This window comes from Streptomyces sp. NPDC017890 (assembly GCF_044328675.1).
GTDB lineage: Bacteria > Actinomycetota > Actinomycetes > Streptomycetales > Streptomycetaceae > Streptomyces.
The window spans coordinates 1-16,927 of record NZ_JBIRHU010000013.1; the positions used below are offsets into that span (position 1 = coordinate 1).

Sequence of the window (16,927 nt, forward strand, 5' to 3'; positions counted from 1 at the left end):
AAGGACCTCGACAATCCTCATTCTTGCTGGTCAGAGGCACTTTCTGCTTTCCTGACCGCCTGCCGGACAGCCCGCTTCATGAAAGCGCGAGGCTAAGGCCGGCCACTGACAACCACGCGGCAGCAGTCTCTGTGCACGCGAAAAGCGTTCCCCGACTGGACGTCCGACCGAGTCCGGCTCGACACCGTGCCCGTCCGAGAGCGCACTCTGCCCACCAGTCTTCGCGCCCCGGGACCAGTCGAGCGCCGTCCCTTCCCAATCTGAGGACTCAGGCATCGTCATCGCGGGCGGTCGTCGTGGCGTTCTCTGGTCGACGGCATGGCAGCGTGGCTGAGGCCGGCGGGGGTGCGGTGAGGCACACGTGTGCATGATCGGTCGGCGCGCCCGCCAGCTTGGCTGACTGTCGTCGGCTGATGTTCAGACAGGCCGTATCGAGCATGCCGGCCGTCAGTCGACAGCGGCAAAGCTGGGCCGTCCCTGGGCCGTCCGAGGCCGCTCGACAGTGGCCAATGATGACCAACGACGACCACCAGGAGCACGAGCCCACTGGCCCTGACCAGCAAGAACCCAGCTCACCAAGATCCCCGGCAAGGCCCAGGGCAAGAAGAAGTAAGTACCCATGCGTAAGCCCCCTGCCTTGCGGTTTCTCCGCAAGGCAGGGGGCTTACGCTGCCTCTCGGCCGTCTCCGGGCCGTCAGGCCGACGGGGCCGTGCGCTCTCCGGGCTCTGGCTCCTGTTTCCACTCCGCTCTGGCCCCGGCGCTTTGGAGCACAGCGACAGCGGACTGGGCCCTGTACGCAGACAGACCTCCAAGGAGGGTGACGGGCACTTGGCGCGCCAGCACCCGGCTGTGCCACAAGCTCTGCCCGGTCACCTTGCGCACTGCCAGGATCACATCCATCTCGCGGGGCCCACAATCGACGAGCACCACCTCGTGGGACGGGTCGTCGCAGAGCAGTGTGAAGTACTCGGTGGACTTTTCGTCGGACATCTCGCCCTCCTGCCTCAGCGAGCGGGAGCGTATGCGCCCTCGAAGACGGCAGCCACGGCTTTTCGGGTGCGCTGGCGGCTGCTCGGCATGAGGTGGGCGTACACCCGAAGAGTCAGGCCGGGGTCGGAATGGCCCAGGTACTCCGAGGGCCTTGATGTTCTCCCCCGCGTCCAGGAGTACCGAGGCGTAGAAGTGCCGCAGCGCGTGCATGCCGTTCTCGCGGGCCACCCTTGGGCGGGGCGGATGCGGCCTTGCTGCGGCTCAGCTTCACTTGCTGGATCACGTGGAGCGGGTCCGACTCGAAGTCGATCGCGTCGACGGCCGCACCCAGGATCTCGCCCTGGCGGAGCCCGCAGCCGCCGCCGAGGTCGACCATCGCTTCTCTCCTTGAAGCGGGTGTCGAGGACTGAACCTCAGCCGACTACCAGCGGTCACCGGGGGCCTTCCAGCCAGCCATTGATTCTCGATGGACCTTCAGCCAGTGGTTCAGGGCGAAGAGGTGCGCGGTCGGCGCTGGCAGGTTTCACTCTTGGCCATCGACGAAGCCCGGCCGTCGGTTGGGTCCCGGGCTGCTCCCGGGCCGCCCCCAGACAGAACCGGGGATGCAGCCGCACTACAGAGCTGGGCACCTCGGATGCCGACCGCGCGTCCGCGACCCTAGCCGTAGCTACTGACAATGGGCCTGTTCATCAAAAGCCAGTAGGCATCAGCGCCGGGCCGTCCCTGGGCCGTCCAAGGCCGCTCGACAGTGGATATTGACGACCATCGACGACCACCAGGCGCATGGGCTCACCGTCTCTGATCAGAGGAAACTCAGGTCACCAATATCCCCGGCGAGGCCCAGGCGCAACAAGAAGTAAGCCCATCTCACTGAGCCCCAGCCCTGCGGTCACTTCGCAGAGCGGGGGCTTACTGCTGGGCTCGGGTCGGCGTCTCGGTGAACGGGACGGGCTCAGGGCGGCGGTGGCCAGGCGTCGGCCATCTCGAAGGACACCACCGTTCCGCCGAAGTGGCTGGGCCCGGCGTGCCACGAGTCGGCGATGGAGTCGACCAGGAGCAGGCCGCGGCCGTGCGCGTCGTCGGCGTCGGGGCGCCTCAGCCGTACGTTCGCCGGGAGCCCCGGATTGTGTACCTCGACCCGGAGGGTGGTGCCCTGGCGGAACCACTCCACTCGGACGACCCACGGCTCGTCCGACTTGCCGTGGACCACAGCGTTGGTTACCAGCTCCGAGATCAGCAGGACACAGTCGTCGACTGAACGTGCCTGGTTGTAGGGAGCGATGAACTTCCGGAACCAGCGCCGTGCCCGAGGCACGGACTCCCCGACGGGGGGCAGGATCATCGCGCCGAGGCGCGGTGAGTCCTCACAGGGGTGGCGGTCGATCGTGTAGGCCATCCGTACTCACTCCCCACCGCTGCCGTCGCAGCGGAGGCAACGCTGCTCTCGACCGTCGGACTTGCTTCTGTCCGCGCCGATGAGCTGGGGCGTCGACGTATTCACCGCGGACACCGCAACAGTTGAAGGACCAATCCCGAACGACGCCATACAGCACCCTCGCCCTTCGTCCCGGAGGCCACGATGGAGCCTCTCTAGACATCTACTGTGGCGAGCATCTCTAGAGATGTCAAGGTGGTGCGAGTTCGGCGACCAGGGCCCGGCCTGACCGCTACACGCAGCGAGCGAACGCCCGACCTGTGGCCTAAGGTGTCTAGAGAGGAGAGGAGGCCTGCGGGATGGCCAACACCGGAGACGACCGTCGCCCCAAGTACCAGCGGATCGCGGACACTCTGCGCGAGGCGATCCAGTCGGGCGAGTACGGTCCGGGTGATCGGCTTCCGGGAGAGAACGACCTCATGGCCGTGCACGGCGTGGCCCGGATGACGGCCCGCCAGGCCCTGAGCGTCCTTCGGGACGAAGGCGTCGCCGAAGCCCGCAAGGGCGCCGGCGTGTTCGTCCGTGCGTTCCGTCCGCTTCGGCGCCGGGGCATCCAGCGCCTGGCCCAACAGCAATGGGGCAACGGCCGTTCCATCTGGTCGGCGGAGATCGAGGACCGCACACTCGAGGTGGACCAGGTCACCGTGTCCGAGGGAGCCGCGCCCGACCGCGTCGGCGCGGTCCTGGACCTGGGCGACGAGGAGGCGGTGTGTGTGAGACGCCGGCGCTTCGTCCTGGACGGCAAGCCCGTGCTGCTCGCTACGAGCTATCTGCCCGCGTCTCTGGTCGCCGGATCCGCGATTGCCCAGGAGGACACTGGTCCGGGCGGGACCTATGCCAGGCTGGCCGAACTCGGTTGCAAGCCGGTGCACTTCCGCGAAGAGATCCGCTCACGGATGCCGGCGAAGGATGAGGCAACGCAGTTGGGCATGTCCGCGGGCACCCCGGTCATCCTCATCTGCCGCACCGCTTTCACGGCCGAAGGCCGCCCCGTCGAGATCAACGAAATGACGCTGGACGCCGCTTCGTACATCCTGGAGTACGACTTCGACGCGTGAGCCCAACGTCACGACCGGCCTAGACGCCGGTCCGTCCGTCGAGGAGCTCTCGCACGATGTCGAGATGCCCGTTGTGCCGGGAGACTTCTTCGATGAGATGGAGGAGCACCCAGCGGAGGTCCACGTGGCGGCCGTCGCTGATGGGGCGCTTGGCCCTTGAGTTCAGGTCGTGGTCGGACAGCTGGCGACGGTAGCGGTCACTCTGCTCCTCGTACTGGGCGAGAAGGCGGGGCAGCGGAATGTCGACCGCTGTCCGCATCTCGGGGTCGGGATCGTCGTCGCTCGCCTGCGTGAGCGGACCGGCGGGTTCCTCTCCCAGGCACATCACTTGGACCCAGTGGTACTCGACCCACCGCAGATGACTGATCAGCCCGCACAGGGTCATCAGTGGTGAGTTCGGAAGCGGGGCCCTGCGGGCGTCGTCCGGGGACACGCCCTCACACTTGGCTCGCGCCGTGTCACGGGCGTAGTCCAGGAAGGTGATCAGCTGCGTGCGCTCGTCCCAGGTGGGAGGCGTATTGGTTCGTGGCGTCATCGTGCGGAGTTTCCCGCAGGCCCGAGAGGGGGGCCAGTGATTGATGAGCGGCACCCGTCGCGTGCTGTCTCTTCCGCCCTGGGCGCGGCACGACGGCCCGGCAGGACACTGCCCGCCAGCCGTCCATTCCATTCGGCATCCCAGAAAGGTCACGTTCCTACAGGTCAGGGGCAGTTCACCCATTCCAGCGTCCCGCGATTGCCGATGGAACGGCGGATGGGACGCCGCGTGGCACAGGCTTGGGTCATCAACAGCACGGCAGCTCGCCGGACACGGTGAGCGCCGCGCTCAACTCGGTCCCCCTGCCCGCGCTTCGGCACGCCCACCGGCGCCCCGGGCAGCACGGCTGGGGCAGGACCGACCGGCCCAGTCCACCACCACAGGATCATCTTCCTGGTACTCGGAGAAAGCAGTCCCATCATGCGTATCGCCACTCGCTTCACCTCCCGCTCGGCCGCCTCCTCCGTGGTCGTCGCCGCCGCCCTCGCTCTCGTCGGTATCCAGGCCGCCGGGACGACTGCCTCCGCCGCCCCGAAGAAGGCCCCCTCGGTCGTCACCTGCACCGCGGCGAACACGAAGCTGACGGTCACCGAGGTGTCCCGTCCGGTCAACCACCTGCTGCTCAAGGCCACCAACACCGGCACCAAGCCCTGCCACGCCTACAGCGCCCCCTACCTGAGGGCCGGCGCCGACGCCCAGGCCCCGCTGCCGTGGGCGCAGGAGACCACGCCGCAGGCGGTGGTGACGCTCCAGCCGGGGCAGTCCGCCTACGCGGGCATCCTGACGTACTCCCCCGACGGCGAGGGTGGCGGCAACGAGAAGACTCTGGGCGTGATCCTCGCCGACAAGAAGGGCAGCGCGACCGGCAAGGAGAAGACCCTGAAGCTGCCGAAGGGCGGGGTCTTCTTCAACAGCGCCGCCACCGTCACCTACTGGCAGGACAACGCGGCGGATGCCCTCTCCTGGTAACCGCCCCGGCGTCCCATGACACAGCCGCCGTCCGGCCGCACCGGGCCTTCCGCCTTCACTGGGGGAGGGGGAGTGCGGCCGGCGGTAGCCCAGGCGGACGCGGTGTCCGTGCCCTCCGGCACCGTGTGCTCGGCGGCTCGATCGCCCGGACGCCGAGCCGCCCATTTCATTCAGGCCCCCGGTTTCCCGGTGCTCGTCATCGGTCGCCCCATGGCATATCGCCCCGGCGGCCTGCCCACTCGGACCGAAGGACTGGGCAGTCCCTGGGGCGGCCGACGTCGCTCGACAGCAGCCAACGGCGACCTACGACGACCACCAGGCACACGAGTCCACCGCCGCCCTGATCGCCTGCGTGCTCGTCGCAGGCAGCGGGACCGATGCTGTGCTGGGACCGGCGCCGGTACTGCTGCTGGGAGCAGGCCGGCTACGTCATCGGGAATTCTCGTACCGCTTCCCGCTTGGCCTTCTCCAGGGAGTCGACGAGTTTTGCGACGGTCGGGGGGAGCAGGGCGGTGCTGCTCTCTCCGTCCGGGGATCTCAGCGCATCGTGTGACCCGAGCATGCAGTCGATCACTTCGTCGGTGTGGTTGTGTTCCGTGACTGCTTCGATCAGGCGCTTCGTGAACTCGTCGTTCGGCGGTGATTTCTGGATCTCTGTCTGTGCGAGCAGGATCCGGGCGATGTCTTGAGGATTGTATAGAGACCAGAGCTCGGAAAGGACGGCGTCCGCCACGAGGTCGGCCTTCTCGCAGAACTCCGTCATGCTGCGGACGAACTGGTAGGGGTTCGACTGCTTCTTCATTCGACGGAGCCACGATGACGCGTATATCCCGGCTTCACGCCGTCGCCCCGCTTCTGAGATGATCCGCGCGTAGTGGCCTTGATTGACGAGCGTTTTCGCGAGACGGGACACCAGGTTGCCGGAGTAGCCTCGCTCTCCGATCTCGGTCAAGTGGTCGATGATTGTGATCAGGTGCTGGTATCTGCCGGTCCCGCTCACGCCGTGAGTAAGCCACGTGTAGGTCAGGTTGTTCAGCGGGATGAGTTGCCAACGTGACGGGCATGCCTGATGTGCTTCGGCGAGTATGCTGCACATCATGACGAGATCGTCGAGGGGGCGGCGCGCGATGAGCCGCATGATCGCGGTGGCGAGTGACTTGTTGTCGCGTCTCACGTCGTTGAGCTGCTCGAATTCCAGGACGAGCCGCGCCACCGGTTCGATCGGTCTCTGCCTGCAGTAGTCGGAAGCGAGTTGTGTCGCATACTCGGGGGCCAGATGATTTTGCAGCCACGCACAGAGTCTGGCCACTTCTTCGCTGGAGCGGGTAAGGGCGACCTCTGACAGTTCGCGGTAGATCTGGCTTTCGTCGGCTGTCCGTAACCTGGCGTGAATACTCTCCAACGGCTCGCTCGTATCATCGACCCCGTCGCGGTCTCTCCTGTCGGCTACCTCGATCTCGGTCGATGCGACCTGTTCCTCCAGTGCGGCGCAGCGCTGCACTGCGAGATCCCTTTGCTCGATCGTGTCTCTGAGTTCTTCTCTGAGGCGGGAGATCTCTTGGAGCAGTTCCGTCCGCTCGTCGGAGAACCTCTGGTTGTCACCTTGCGTCGCCAGAAGCCTGGCTTCACTCTGCACCCGATCAGCGATCCAGTCCGACTCGAGCTGCATGAGTTCCTGGCGCAGGCCTTGAGCGTCCCGTTGGCGTCGCTCGAGGAGAAGTTCAAGGGCCTCCTGGTGATCCAGGAGGCGTCTGATCTCTCGCCGGCTCTTGTCGACTTCCGAGCGCAAGGTCTCGAGCTTGAACAGCTCCGGGTCGTACACACGCAACGCGGATGCGCGTAGGTTCTTCAGGCGATCACGGGTGTGACTCGTCACCGGGACCTGCCTGTGCTTCTCGATCTCCAGGAGCAGGCGGTCGATGAATTCCTGCGGTGGCACGCGGCGGCCGTTCAGGAAGCGCGATATGTAACTCTTGTCGTAGTTCGTTCTGACCGCGTACTGCTGTCGGGTGATCCCCAGGTCGTTGAAGATCATGGTCAATTCGGTTGCGAGAGCTGCAACCTCCGGGAGAGCGCTCAGTTCAAGCTCTGATCGGCGCCTTGTCGACCTGCTGTTCTCTTCCATATCGGTCCCCCTTGTGGACCGGACATTGTTGCACCGAGGTGTCAACCGATGCGGCTTCTTGCAACCAACCGCTCGGGAGCACGCTGAGGAGGTCCACCAGCGAACTCCCAGGAGCATCAGTTGATTTCATCGAGTCTCTTACCGCGGCTGTCACTGGTTTCGCGTGCTGTACAGCGCGTCCTGTTGGTTGCCCTGTCTCTTGTCCCGGTGATTCTCGTGACGGTCGCCAGCCTTCCCGCGTTGGCGATCCTGCCGTTCACCCAGGACGGAGCCCACCGCGCGATCGCGGTCCTTCGGCAGCTTGCGAGCTGGACGCAGAAGACTCTGCTGGCCAGCCGGAAGTAGGGCTCCAAGAGGCACATGATGGCCCCCAGGAAACAGGGATGCGTTTCTGTGAACCGCATCCCAGCACGTCGCGGTCGACCCGCTCCGGACACGGGCCGCGCCTCAGCCGGCGGTCGTCAGCCGGCGGTCGTCAGTCTGCCGTCGTCAGCCGGCCGTGGTCAGCCGCCCCCGGCGCCGCCCCCGCAGGCCCTGCCAGGCCGCGCCCACCGCCAGCGACTGGACCAGCGCCGAGACCGCGATGCCGCCGACGAAGAACCACGTCGGCGCGTCGCCGCCCCAGCCCGCCTCGCCGAGCCAGGCGACGAAGCCGAAGGCCGGGAAGGTGAACAGGGCCGGCCAGACCCAGACGAGGGACGCGTCCGGACTGCTCGCGAACAGGGGTTCCAGCGCGGCGACGGCCGTCGCGCCGCCGACCAGGGCGAGGTAGACCGCCGAGGCCCGGTTGGCGAAGGCCAGGCGGGTGAAGGTGCGTATCAGGCTGGTCTTGCCGCTCTTCATCGGATGCGCATCTCCCCGTGAGTCGCCGTGCGTCGTGTTCCCGTCCTGCCTCCAGGGTCGGACGGGGGCGGGCTCCCGGGCCTGAGTACCCGTACTCAAGTCGACGACGCGCCACCCGGGCCAGGGGGAGGTCTGCACACCTACACCGTCAGCGGGACCTCGTGGATCTCGTCCGCCCTGTGGCCCGCGCGTTCGTGGACGCGCTGGACGGCGTCGGCGGACGGGGCCTCGGAGAGGCAGTAGACCGTGCCGGAGGCCGGGTCCGCCCACGCGCGCTCGAAGTGGACGTCCTCGTCCTTCTCGACGGCGAGGTCCGCCTGATGGGCCTTGTGGAGCTGGTCCGAGGTGATGCCGTGCATCCCGTGGTGCACGTCCATGAAGTGAGCCATGGCCTCGCACCCCCTTCAGGGTCTTTCCTTCAGGGTGCGCCCGTACGGCGTCCGGGGCTAGCCCGGACGCCGTACCGCTCCGCACCTCTACCGCGTCAGCACTGGCAGGGATTGCCCGCCTGGCAGCCGCAGCCGCAGCCCGAGCCGCAGCCGCACGCGGCGATCAGGGGCAGGCTGCGGATCTCGGGCGGCTGTTCGCTGAGGCGTTCCTGGGCGGGGTCGGGGCTGGTGCTGGGGGAATCGGCCATGGCTCCTCCTGGGGGCTGGCTGGTGCTCGGGCCCATTGCACGCCCGGGGAGCCAGTCGCATCAACGGCGCATTGGGGCGAACACGCGCGCCCCCGGCCGGTCCCGCCCAGGCCGGCGTCAGGCCTTTTCGACCTGCGTCGGCGGCTGGATGTCCGCCTGGAAGTCGTCCGCGTGTTCGCCGGTGACCAGGTAGACCACCCGCTTGGCGACCGCGACGGCGTGGTCGGCGTAGCGCTCGTAGTAGCGGCCGAGGAGGGTGACGTCCACGGCCGTCTCGATGCCGTGCTTCCAGCGGTCGTCCATCAGGTGCTGGAAGAGGGTGCGGTGGAGGAGGTCCATCGCGTCGTCGTCCTGCTCCAGCTGGAGGGCCAGGTCGACGTCCTTGGTGATGATCACCTCCGCAGCCTTGGCCATCAGGCGCTGCGCGAGCTGGCCCATCTCCAGGATGGTCGCGTGCAGGTCGTGCGGGACCGCACGCTCCGGGTAGCGCAGCCGGGCCAGCTTCGCCACGTGCTGGGCCAGGTCGCCCGAGCGCTCCAGGTCGGCCGACATCCGCAGTGAGGTGACGACGATGCGCAGGTCCGTCGCCACCGGCTGCTGCCGGGCCAGCAGTGCTATCGCCCGGGCCTCCAGTTCGTGGTGGAGCTCGTCGACCTTCTGATCGCCCTCGATCACGTTCTCGGCGAGCTTCAGGTCGGAGTCGAGGATCGCGGTCGTGGCGCGTCCGATCGCCGATCCGACCAGCCGGGCCATCTCCACCAGACTGTCGCCGATCGAATCCAGTTCCTCGTGGTACGCGTCCCGCATCAGGGTTCCCTCTCGTACGTCCGTTTAGGGGGCACGCACGGCCTTCGCAGAACGTTTCGCACCCCTGCCGTGTCCCCACGCTTACACGTTCCGGCCCGTACGCGTCCGTTTCCGGCACCACAAATGAACCATCCCTGGCTCCAAGGTGAACTCTGGGCGACGAGTGTTCGAGGTCGCAGCCCGATGGCTGGGGCGGGGCCGCCCGGCATGCCTAACCTGGACGCATGGACGTGAACGCGGCGGTCGCCGCAGCGGCAGCGATCGCCGGAGTGCTCACCGGCGTCATCGCCATGCTGGCGTTCCGCTGGAGCGAGCGCGACCAGCGCCGCCCCACCCGCACCTCCCTGCACACCGATCCGGTACTCCCGCCCGGCGTGGACACCGTCCTGTCGGTGCTCCGTTCCTCCGCGGTCGTCCTCGACGAGGCCGACGCGGTGGTCAAGGCCAGCTCGGCGGCGTACGCCCTCGGCCTCGTCCGGGGCGGCAAGCTCGCCGTCGACCCCATGCTGCAGATGGCCCGGGACACCCGGCGGGACGGGGAGATACGGCAGGTCGAGCTGGACCTGCCGAGGCGGGGCAACGGGCGGGGGGAGGCGCTCGCCGTCTCCGCGCGCGTCGCGCCCCTCGGGTCGCGGCTGGTGCTGCTGCTCGTCGAGGACCTCACCGAGGCCCGGCGGATCGAGGCCGTACGGCGCGACTTCGTCGCCAACGTGAGCCATGAACTGAAGACGCCGGTCGGAGCGCTCTCCCTGCTCTCCGAGGCCGTCATGGACGCCTCGGACGACCGGGAGGCGGTGGAGCGGTTCGCCGGGCGCATGCAGATCGAGGCGACCCGGCTCACCAACCTCGTGCAGGAGCTCATCGACCTGTCCCGCGTCCAGAACGACGCCCCCCTCGACGACGCCGAACCCGTCCGGGTGGACGAGCTGGTCGCCGAGGCCATCGACCGCTGCCGGCACGCGGCCGGCACCAAGCAGATCACCATGGCCGCCGGAGGAACGGCGGATCTGCACGTACGCGGCAACCGCGGCCAGCTCGCCGCAGCCCTCGGCAACCTCGTCGAGAACGCCGTCAACTACTCGCCCGCCCGCACCCGCGTCGGCATAGCCGCCCGCCGCGTGGGCGCCCCCGGCGGCGACCTGATCGAGATCGCCGTGACCGACCAGGGCATCGGCATCTCCGACAAGGACAAGGAGCGCGTCTTCGAGCGCTTCTACCGCGTCGACCCGGCCCGCTCCCGGGCCACCGGAGGCACCGGTCTGGGTCTCGCGATCGTCAAGCACGTGGTCGCCTCGCACGGCGGGGAGGTCACGGTGTGGAGCGCCGAAGGCCAGGGCTCCACTTTCACCCTGCGGCTGCCGGAGTCGGGCAGTGCCGCCCGTGACCGCGCACCGCGCCGGGCCGCCCGCGATGACCACGGGAACCGCGTGGACCAGGTCGAACAGAGGGACCTCGGACACGTGGAACACGGAGAAATCGCTGACAACGGGCGTCCCGCGTCTCATTCCCCCCACACTTCCCCGTACGAAACGCTTCCCGCCCCGGAGGTCCTTCCGTGACCCGTGTGCTCGTCGTCGAGGACGAGGAGTCCTTCTCCGACGTCCTGTCGTACATGCTCCGCAAGGAGGGCTTCGAGGTCGCCGTCGCGACCACCGGGCCCGACGGACTCGACGAGTTCGAGCGCAACGGCGCCGACCTCGTCCTCCTCGACCTGATGCTGCCCGGCCTGCCGGGCACCGAGGTGTGCCGTCAGCTGCGCGGCCGCTCGAACGTCCCCGTGATCATGGTGACCGCCAAGGACAGCGAGATCGACAAGGTCGTCGGACTGGAGATAGGGGCCGACGACTACGTCACCAAGCCCTTCTCCTCCCGTGAGCTGGTCGCCCGCATCCGTGCCGTGCTGCGCCGCCGCGGCGAGCCGGAGGAGGTCGCCCCCGCCGCGCTGGAGGCCGGCCCCGTCCGCATGGACGTCGACCGGCACGTCGTGACCGTGGGCGGCACCAAGGTCGACCTGCCGCTGAAGGAGTTCGACCTGCTGGAGATGCTCCTGCGCAACGCCGGCCGCGTGCTGACCCGCATGCAGCTCATCGACCGGGTCTGGGGTGCCGACTACGTCGGTGACACCAAGACCCTCGACGTCCACGTCAAGCGGCTGCGCGCCAAGATCGAGCCCGACCCGGGCGCGCCGCGGTACCTGGTGACCGTGCGGGGGCTCGGTTACAAGTTCGAGCCGTAGAGCGGCCGGCGCGGCCGGTACGGCGAGTACGGCCGGCTCCGCGCCCGTGTGTGACGTCCGGACAGGACGTACCGCGAAGGGCGGGACCTCCGAGGAGGTCCCGCCCTTTCGCGCGGTGTGAGCGGTGGTACGGGGCTCAGTGGCCGGCCGTGCCCTCCTGCGAGGCGGCGTCCGTCTCCGACCCGGCGTCCGTCTCCGCCCCGGTGCCCGCGGACTCACCGGTGCCGGTGGCCTCGTCGGTCCCGTGGGCCGACTCGTCGTCGGACGCGATGCCCGAGGTCTCGCCGTCGGACGGCTCCCCGGAGCCCTCCTGCGACGGCTGCGCCGACGCGCCGGGCGCGGCCGGTACGTCGCTCGGGCCCCACTCGGAGAAGTAGCTCTCGGCGGGGACGACGAACGCCTCCAGGCTCACGTCGCCGGTCTTGCTGAGGGCGAAGGTGACCTTCTGCGCGTTGCCGTCCTTGACGGCCTCACGGCTGCCGGTCACGACGGCCGAGGCGTTGCCCTCGCCGCCGAGGATCAGGGTGCCGCCGGCCGGGACGGTCAGGCCGTCGCCGCCGCCCTTCTCGCCCTTGGCGGGCTTCAGCTCGACGGGCTCGCCGACGCCGTCCACGGTGATGGACTCGAGGGTCTGGTCCGTCCGGCCGTTGTTGAACAGGGTGGCGGAGACCACGGCCGGGCCGGTCGACTCCGGGTCGGGCTGCGTGATGACGATCGCGTTCTGGATCTGGACGTCACCGACGGTCGTCGCAGCGTTGTCCGGCTTGATCTCCAGCGTCTGGGCGTTGTGACCGGCACCGCACGCGGCGAGCGAGGCGATCGAGAACGCGATGGCGGCGGCGGCGAGGGCACCGCGTCGAAGGCTGCTGCTCACGGCGGCGGCAACTCCTTGGACTCGAGCGGGGTGGCGGCAACGGATAAAGCCGCCCTAAGTGACTGTCAGCAGGCCACAGGCTACCGAGCCGTTCCCCGGACGCCGCACCCGACCCTCCCCCAAGCCGCCGGTCTTCGCCCGGCAGGCGGTAGGCCCGAGGTACGTGGCGCACCCCTCCGCTGCCCTTCCGCTGCCCTTCCGCGGTCCTTCCCGGCCCCTCTCCGGCTCTTCCCGGGACCCTCCCCGGCTCTTCCCGGGACCCTTCCGCGTCCTTCCCCCCCCGGCCTCTCCCCGGCCTCTCCCTGGCCCCTCCCGGGCTCCCTTCCAGGGCCTCTTCCCGAGTCGCTTTGCCGGCCCGCACTCGTCCCCCATTCATATAAGAGGCCCCCCGCGATACGGGCCGCCGATCAGCGCGCGGGATTTTCCGCGAAGGAATGCGCGGACGGACAGGAAATTGATCACCCGAGGGCGGTCCGGGACACCTCGTGATCAATTCCGGATTGGTCCGGAACCCCGCCCCGGTCACCGAACGGAGTAGCGGAAGTCGCACGTCTTGAACCGGACATATGGGAACCTTCGGGCAGGTGGGTGAGCCTCCGGATGTGTGTGACGTGCGCGTTTCGCCCGGCCCGAAGAGCCGCTCCGACCTGCGAATACCTTCTTCCGCTCGCCCCGCGCAGCACGTTCCTGTCGCTGTTGTCAAGCCCCGAGATATGCCCTGACCTGCGAAAACGCCATTCAGAAGACGCCGTTTCCGTGTTACCCTGGATAGCCACGGAAGGGGTACCTGTCACATGACGTTCAAGGTTGGCGACACCGTGGTCTATCCCCATCACGGGGCCGCGCTGATCGAGGCTATCGAAACTCGCCAGATCAAAGGCGTGGACAAGACCTACTTGGTGCTGAAGGTCGCCCAGGGTGACCTGACGGTACGTGTGCCAGCGGACAATGCGGAGTTCGTCGGCGTGCGTGATGTGGTCGGTCAGGACGGACTGGACCGGGTCTTCGAGGTGCTGCGCGCGCCGTATGCCGAGGAGCCCACGAACTGGTCGCGTCGTTACAAGGCAAACCTGGAGAAGCTCGCCTCCGGCGACGTCATCAAGGTCGCGGAAGTCGTACGCGATCTGTGGCGGCGTGAGCGCGAGCGCGGACTCTCCGCCGGTGAGAAGCGCATGCTCGCCAAGGCCCGCCAGATCCTGGTGAGCGAGCTCGCACTCGCGGAGAACACCAACGAGGACAAGGCGGAGGCCCTGCTCGACGAGGTGCTCGCCTCCTGAGGCGAGGCGCAGCCCGCTGCCCGCTCGGTTCAGCGCACTGAATGCCGCGGTGCCCGATGACATTTCTGCTGTCGCCGGGCGCTGCGGCATGTCCGTACCCGGATCGTGTTCGTCGTACCCGGGTCCGTCCTCGGAATTCGTCTTCGGGCGATCGTCCCGGGAGACTTTCCCCCGGTCCTGGCGTGCCGGGCCCGGGCTGCTGGCTCGACCAGGGTCACGGAAGGGTCCGGTCAAGGCGTCGCGCCCGGCACGGTGAGGCCATACCCAACTAGGTCGAGCACACAAACCTGACAGGAACCGATGTCTGACGAATCGCGTCCCTCGCCCGCCGAGATGCCCCCCGACACCCGTGCGAACACCCGGACCGCGGCCGTGATTCCCGCCGCCGGCCGGGGCGTACGGCTCGGACCGGGCGCCCCGAAAGCTCTCCGTGCGCTGGGCGGCACCCCCATGCTCATCCACGCCGTCCGGGCGATGGCCGCCTCCCGTGCGGTCACCCTGGTCGTCGTCGTGGCCCCGCCCGACGGAGCCGCCGAGGTCAAGAGCCTGCTCGACGCCCACGCGCTGCCGGAGAGGACGGACTTCCTCGTCGTGCCGGGCGGCGAGTCGCGGCAGGAGTCCGTACGACTGGGCCTGGAAGCGCTGCCGGCCGACTACGACACCGTCCTCGTGCACGACGCGGCCCGGCCACTGGTACCGGTCGACACCGTGGACGCCGTGATCGAGGCCGTACGGGACGGAGCGCCCGCCGTCGTGCCGGCGCTGCCGCTCGCCGACACGGTCAAGCAGGTCGAGCCCGCCGCCGTCCCGGGCGAGCCGGAGCCGGTGGTGGCGACCCCGGAACGGGCACGGCTGCGCGCGGTGCAGACACCGCAGGGGTTCGACCGGAAGACGCTGGTACGCGCCCACGAGACGGTCACCGGCGACGTCACCGACGACGCGAGCATGATCGAACAGCTCGGGCTGACGGTGACGGTCGTGCCGGGCCACGAAGAGGCGTTCAAGGTGACACGGCCGCTCGACCTGGTGCTGGCGGAAGCCGTACTGGCGCGCCGGAGGCTGAACGATGGCTTCTGAGACGGACGGGCTTCCCCTGCTCCCGCAGGTCGGGATCGGTACGGACATCCACGCCTTCGAGGACGGGCGCGACCTGTGGTGCGCCGGACTGAAATGGGAGGGCGAGGGGCCCGGACTGGCCGGCCACTCCGACGCGGACGTCGTCGCGCACGCGGCGTGCAACGCGTTGTTCTCCGCCGCGGGGATCGGTGACCTGGGGCAGCACTTCGGGACCGGGCGGCCCGAGTGGTCCGGTGCGTCCGGGGTGACGCTGCTGACGGAGGCCGCGCGGATCGTACGGGCGGCGGGATTCCGTATCGGGAACGTCGCGGTGCAGGTGGTGGGCGACCGGCCGAAGGTCGGCAAGCGCCGCGAGGAAGCGCAGCGGGTGCTGTCCGCGGCGGTGGGAGCGCCGGTGTCCGTGTCGGGCGCGACGACGGACGGGCTCGGGTTCCCCGGGCGGGGAGAAGGGCTGATGGCGGTGGCCACGGCGTTGGTGGCGCGGGCGGGATGAGCGCGGGGGCGCGGGGCGAGTGACTGTGAGGGGCGGTGCCGTGAGGGGCTGCTCTCCGCCCGCCCCACCGACTCGGTCGGGCAACAAGCGGGCACGTACGCCCCTGGCACTGCCCCGCGCCTACTACCCTGGACCCGTGACTATTCGCCTGTACGACACCAGCGCCCGGCAGATCCGTGACTTCGCCCCCCTCACGCCGGGCTGCGTCTCGATCTACCTGTGCGGTGCCACCGTGCAGGCCGCCCCGCACATCGGGCACATCCGGTCCGGGCTGAACTTCGACATCATGCGCCGCTGGTTCACGTACCGCGGCTACGACGTCACGTTCATCCGCAACGTCACCGACATCGACGACAAGATCATCCGGAAGGCGGCCGAGCAGAACCGCCCCTGGTGGTCCATCGGTTACGACAACGAGCGCGCGTTCAACGACGCCTACGACGCCCTCGGCTGCCTGCCGCCCACCTACGAGCCCCGCGCCACCGGCCACATCACCGAGATGGTCGAGATGATGCGCGGCCTCATCGAGCGCGGCCACGCCTACGAGGCCGACGGCAGCGTCTACTTCGACGTACGCTCCCTGCCCGGGTACCTGTCCCTGTCCAACCAGGACCTCGACGAGCTGCGCCAGCCCTCGGGAGAGGGCGAGACCGGCAAGCGGGACCCGCGGGACTTCGCGATGTGGAAGGCGGCCAAGCCCGGCGAGCCCAGCTGGGAGACGCCGTGGGGCCGGGGGCGGCCCGGCTGGCACCTGGAGTGCTCGGCCATGGCGCACAAGTACCTGGGCAGCGAGTTCGACATCCACGGGGGCGGGATCGACCTGATCTTCCCGCACCACGAGAACGAGATCGCCCAGGCCGAGGGCTTCGGCGACGCCTTCGCCCGGTACTGGGTGCACAACGCCTGGGTCACCATGAGCGGCGAGAAGATGTCCAAGTCGCTCGGCAACAGCGTGCTCGTGAGCGAGATGGTCAAGCAGTGGCGCCCGGTCGTGCTGCGGTACTACCTCGGCACCCCGCACTACCGCTCCACCATCGAGTACAGCGAGGAGTCCCTGCGCGAGGCCGAGTCGGCGTACGCGCGGATCGAGGGCTTCGTGCAGCGCGTCACCGAACTGGCCGGGCAGACCGTCGAGCCCGCCGCGGACGTGCCGCCCGCCTTCGCCGAGGCGATGGACGACGACCTGGGCGTCCCCGGAGCGCTCGCCGTCGTGCACACCACCGTCCGGCAGGGCAACAGCGCGCTGGCCGCCGACGACAAGGAGGCCGCGGTCGCCCGCCTCGCCGAGGTCCGTGCGATGCTCGGGGTACTCGGCCTCGACCCGCTGGCCCCGCACTGGGCCGGGGAGCAGGAGCAGGGCGAGGACCTGAGGCACGTCGTCGACAGCCTCGTACGACTCGTCCTCGACCAGCGCGAGGCCGCGCGGGCCCGCAAGGACTGGGCCACCGCGGACGCCATCCGCGACCAGCTCGGCCGGTCCGGTCTGGTCATCGAGGACAGCCCGCAGGGGCCCCGCTGGAGCCTCGGCTCCCGCTGAACCCCGGCCGGTCACCGCAGTCCGGGCCCTCGG

At 68.9% G+C, this 16,927-nt stretch carries 17 protein-coding genes and 1 pseudogene; 8 read left to right on the top strand and 10 right to left on the bottom strand.

Going from position 1 to position 16,927, the window contains the following annotated elements; all coding sequences use genetic code 11:
- Positions 1–694: 694 nt before the first annotated feature.
- From ACH4F2_RS18310 to ACH4F2_RS18320, 3 genes and pseudogenes are all read right to left on the bottom strand, one after another.
- Positions 695–991, bottom strand: a complete 297-nt coding sequence (locus tag ACH4F2_RS18310) for a ribosomal protein L7/L12 (protein ID WP_398133732.1) — start codon at positions 989–991, stop codon at positions 695–697.
- 14 nt (positions 992–1,005) lie between these two features.
- A pseudogene (locus ACH4F2_RS18315) lies at positions 1,006–1,379 on the bottom strand (tyrosine-type recombinase/integrase); the annotation flags it as partial.
- Positions 1,380–1,943: 564 nt separating this feature from the next.
- Complete coding sequence (locus ACH4F2_RS18320; protein WP_398133733.1) at positions 1,944–2,387, bottom strand: ATP-binding protein; 444 nt, start codon at positions 2,385–2,387, stop codon at positions 1,944–1,946.
- 338 nt (positions 2,388–2,725) lie between these two features.
- On the opposite strand from ACH4F2_RS18320, the gene ACH4F2_RS18325 reads away from it, so the two are divergent.
- Positions 2,726–3,484, top strand: a complete 759-nt coding sequence (locus tag ACH4F2_RS18325; RefSeq protein ID WP_398133734.1) for a GntR family transcriptional regulator — start codon at positions 2,726–2,728, stop codon at positions 3,482–3,484.
- 19 nt (positions 3,485–3,503) lie between these two features.
- Here the strand turns inward: ACH4F2_RS18325 and ACH4F2_RS18330 are convergent, their stop codons facing one another.
- Complete coding sequence (locus tag ACH4F2_RS18330; RefSeq protein ID WP_398133735.1) at positions 3,504–4,019, bottom strand: DinB family protein; 516 nt, start codon at positions 4,017–4,019, stop codon at positions 3,504–3,506.
- A 420-nt stretch (positions 4,020–4,439) separates the two neighbouring features.
- On the opposite strand from ACH4F2_RS18330, the gene ACH4F2_RS18335 reads away from it, so the two are divergent.
- Positions 4,440–4,988 carry a DUF4232 domain-containing protein gene (locus tag ACH4F2_RS18335; RefSeq protein WP_398133736.1) on the top strand — a complete coding sequence of 183 codons (549 nt, stop codon included), beginning with the start codon at positions 4,440–4,442 and terminating at the stop codon, positions 4,986–4,988.
- Positions 4,989–5,412: 424 nt separating this feature from the next.
- On the opposite strand, the gene ACH4F2_RS18340 is transcribed toward ACH4F2_RS18335, so the two are convergent.
- From ACH4F2_RS18340 to phoU, 5 genes are all read right to left on the bottom strand, one after another.
- Entirely contained in the window at positions 5,413–7,113 is a 1,701-nt protein-coding gene (locus ACH4F2_RS18340) for a helix-turn-helix domain-containing protein (protein ID WP_398133737.1), read from the bottom strand.
- A 489-nt stretch (positions 7,114–7,602) separates the two neighbouring features.
- Complete coding sequence (locus ACH4F2_RS18345; RefSeq protein WP_398133738.1) at positions 7,603–7,956, bottom strand: SCO4225 family membrane protein; 354 nt, start codon at positions 7,954–7,956, stop codon at positions 7,603–7,605.
- Between the two features lie 140 nt (positions 7,957–8,096).
- Positions 8,097–8,345, bottom strand: a complete 249-nt coding sequence (locus ACH4F2_RS18350) for an SCO4226 family nickel-binding protein (protein WP_398133739.1) — start codon at positions 8,343–8,345, stop codon at positions 8,097–8,099.
- Between the two features lie 95 nt (positions 8,346–8,440).
- Positions 8,441–8,593, bottom strand: a complete 153-nt coding sequence (locus ACH4F2_RS18355) for a hypothetical protein (protein ID WP_398133740.1) — start codon at positions 8,591–8,593, stop codon at positions 8,441–8,443.
- 117 nt (positions 8,594–8,710) lie between these two features.
- Positions 8,711–9,400, bottom strand: a complete 690-nt coding sequence (gene phoU, locus ACH4F2_RS18360) for a phosphate signaling complex protein PhoU (RefSeq protein WP_398133741.1) — start codon at positions 9,398–9,400, stop codon at positions 8,711–8,713.
- Positions 9,401–9,624: 224 nt separating this feature from the next.
- On the opposite strand from phoU, the gene ACH4F2_RS18365 reads away from it, so the two are divergent.
- The gene (locus ACH4F2_RS18365) at positions 9,625–10,959 is read left to right on the top strand and encodes a sensor histidine kinase (protein ID WP_398133742.1); all 1,335 of its coding nucleotides are present in this window, start codon (positions 9,625–9,627) and stop codon (positions 10,957–10,959) included.
- On the top strand, positions 10,956–11,636 hold the full coding sequence (locus tag ACH4F2_RS18370) for a response regulator transcription factor (RefSeq protein WP_043381903.1): 681 nt from the start codon (positions 10,956–10,958) through the stop codon (positions 11,634–11,636). Before ACH4F2_RS18365 ends, ACH4F2_RS18370 begins: the two co-directional genes overlap by 4 nt.
- 136 nt (positions 11,637–11,772) lie before the next feature.
- On the opposite strand, the gene ACH4F2_RS18375 is transcribed toward ACH4F2_RS18370, so the two are convergent.
- Entirely contained in the window at positions 11,773–12,510 is a 738-nt protein-coding gene (locus ACH4F2_RS18375) for a DUF461 domain-containing protein (RefSeq protein ID WP_398133743.1), read from the bottom strand.
- 794 nt (positions 12,511–13,304) lie between these two features.
- Between ACH4F2_RS18375 and ACH4F2_RS18380 the strand changes: the two genes are divergently transcribed.
- The 4 genes from ACH4F2_RS18380 (at position 13,305) to cysS (ending at position 16,894) form a co-directional block, all read left to right on the top strand.
- Complete coding sequence (locus ACH4F2_RS18380; protein WP_003953493.1) at positions 13,305–13,787, top strand: CarD family transcriptional regulator; 483 nt, start codon at positions 13,305–13,307, stop codon at positions 13,785–13,787.
- Between the two features lie 300 nt (positions 13,788–14,087).
- On the top strand, positions 14,088–14,864 hold the full coding sequence (ispD, locus tag ACH4F2_RS18385) for a 2-C-methyl-D-erythritol 4-phosphate cytidylyltransferase (protein WP_398133744.1): 777 nt from the start codon (positions 14,088–14,090) through the stop codon (positions 14,862–14,864).
- The gene (gene ispF / locus ACH4F2_RS18390; protein ID WP_398133745.1) at positions 14,854–15,357 is read left to right on the top strand and encodes a 2-C-methyl-D-erythritol 2,4-cyclodiphosphate synthase; all 504 of its coding nucleotides are present in this window, start codon (positions 14,854–14,856) and stop codon (positions 15,355–15,357) included. The genes ispD and ispF overlap by 11 nt, the downstream gene beginning before the upstream one ends.
- Positions 15,358–15,493: 136 nt before the next feature.
- Entirely contained in the window at positions 15,494–16,894 is a 1,401-nt protein-coding gene (cysS, locus tag ACH4F2_RS18395) for a cysteine--tRNA ligase (RefSeq protein WP_398133746.1), read from the top strand.
- Positions 16,895–16,927: the final 33 nt, after the last annotated feature.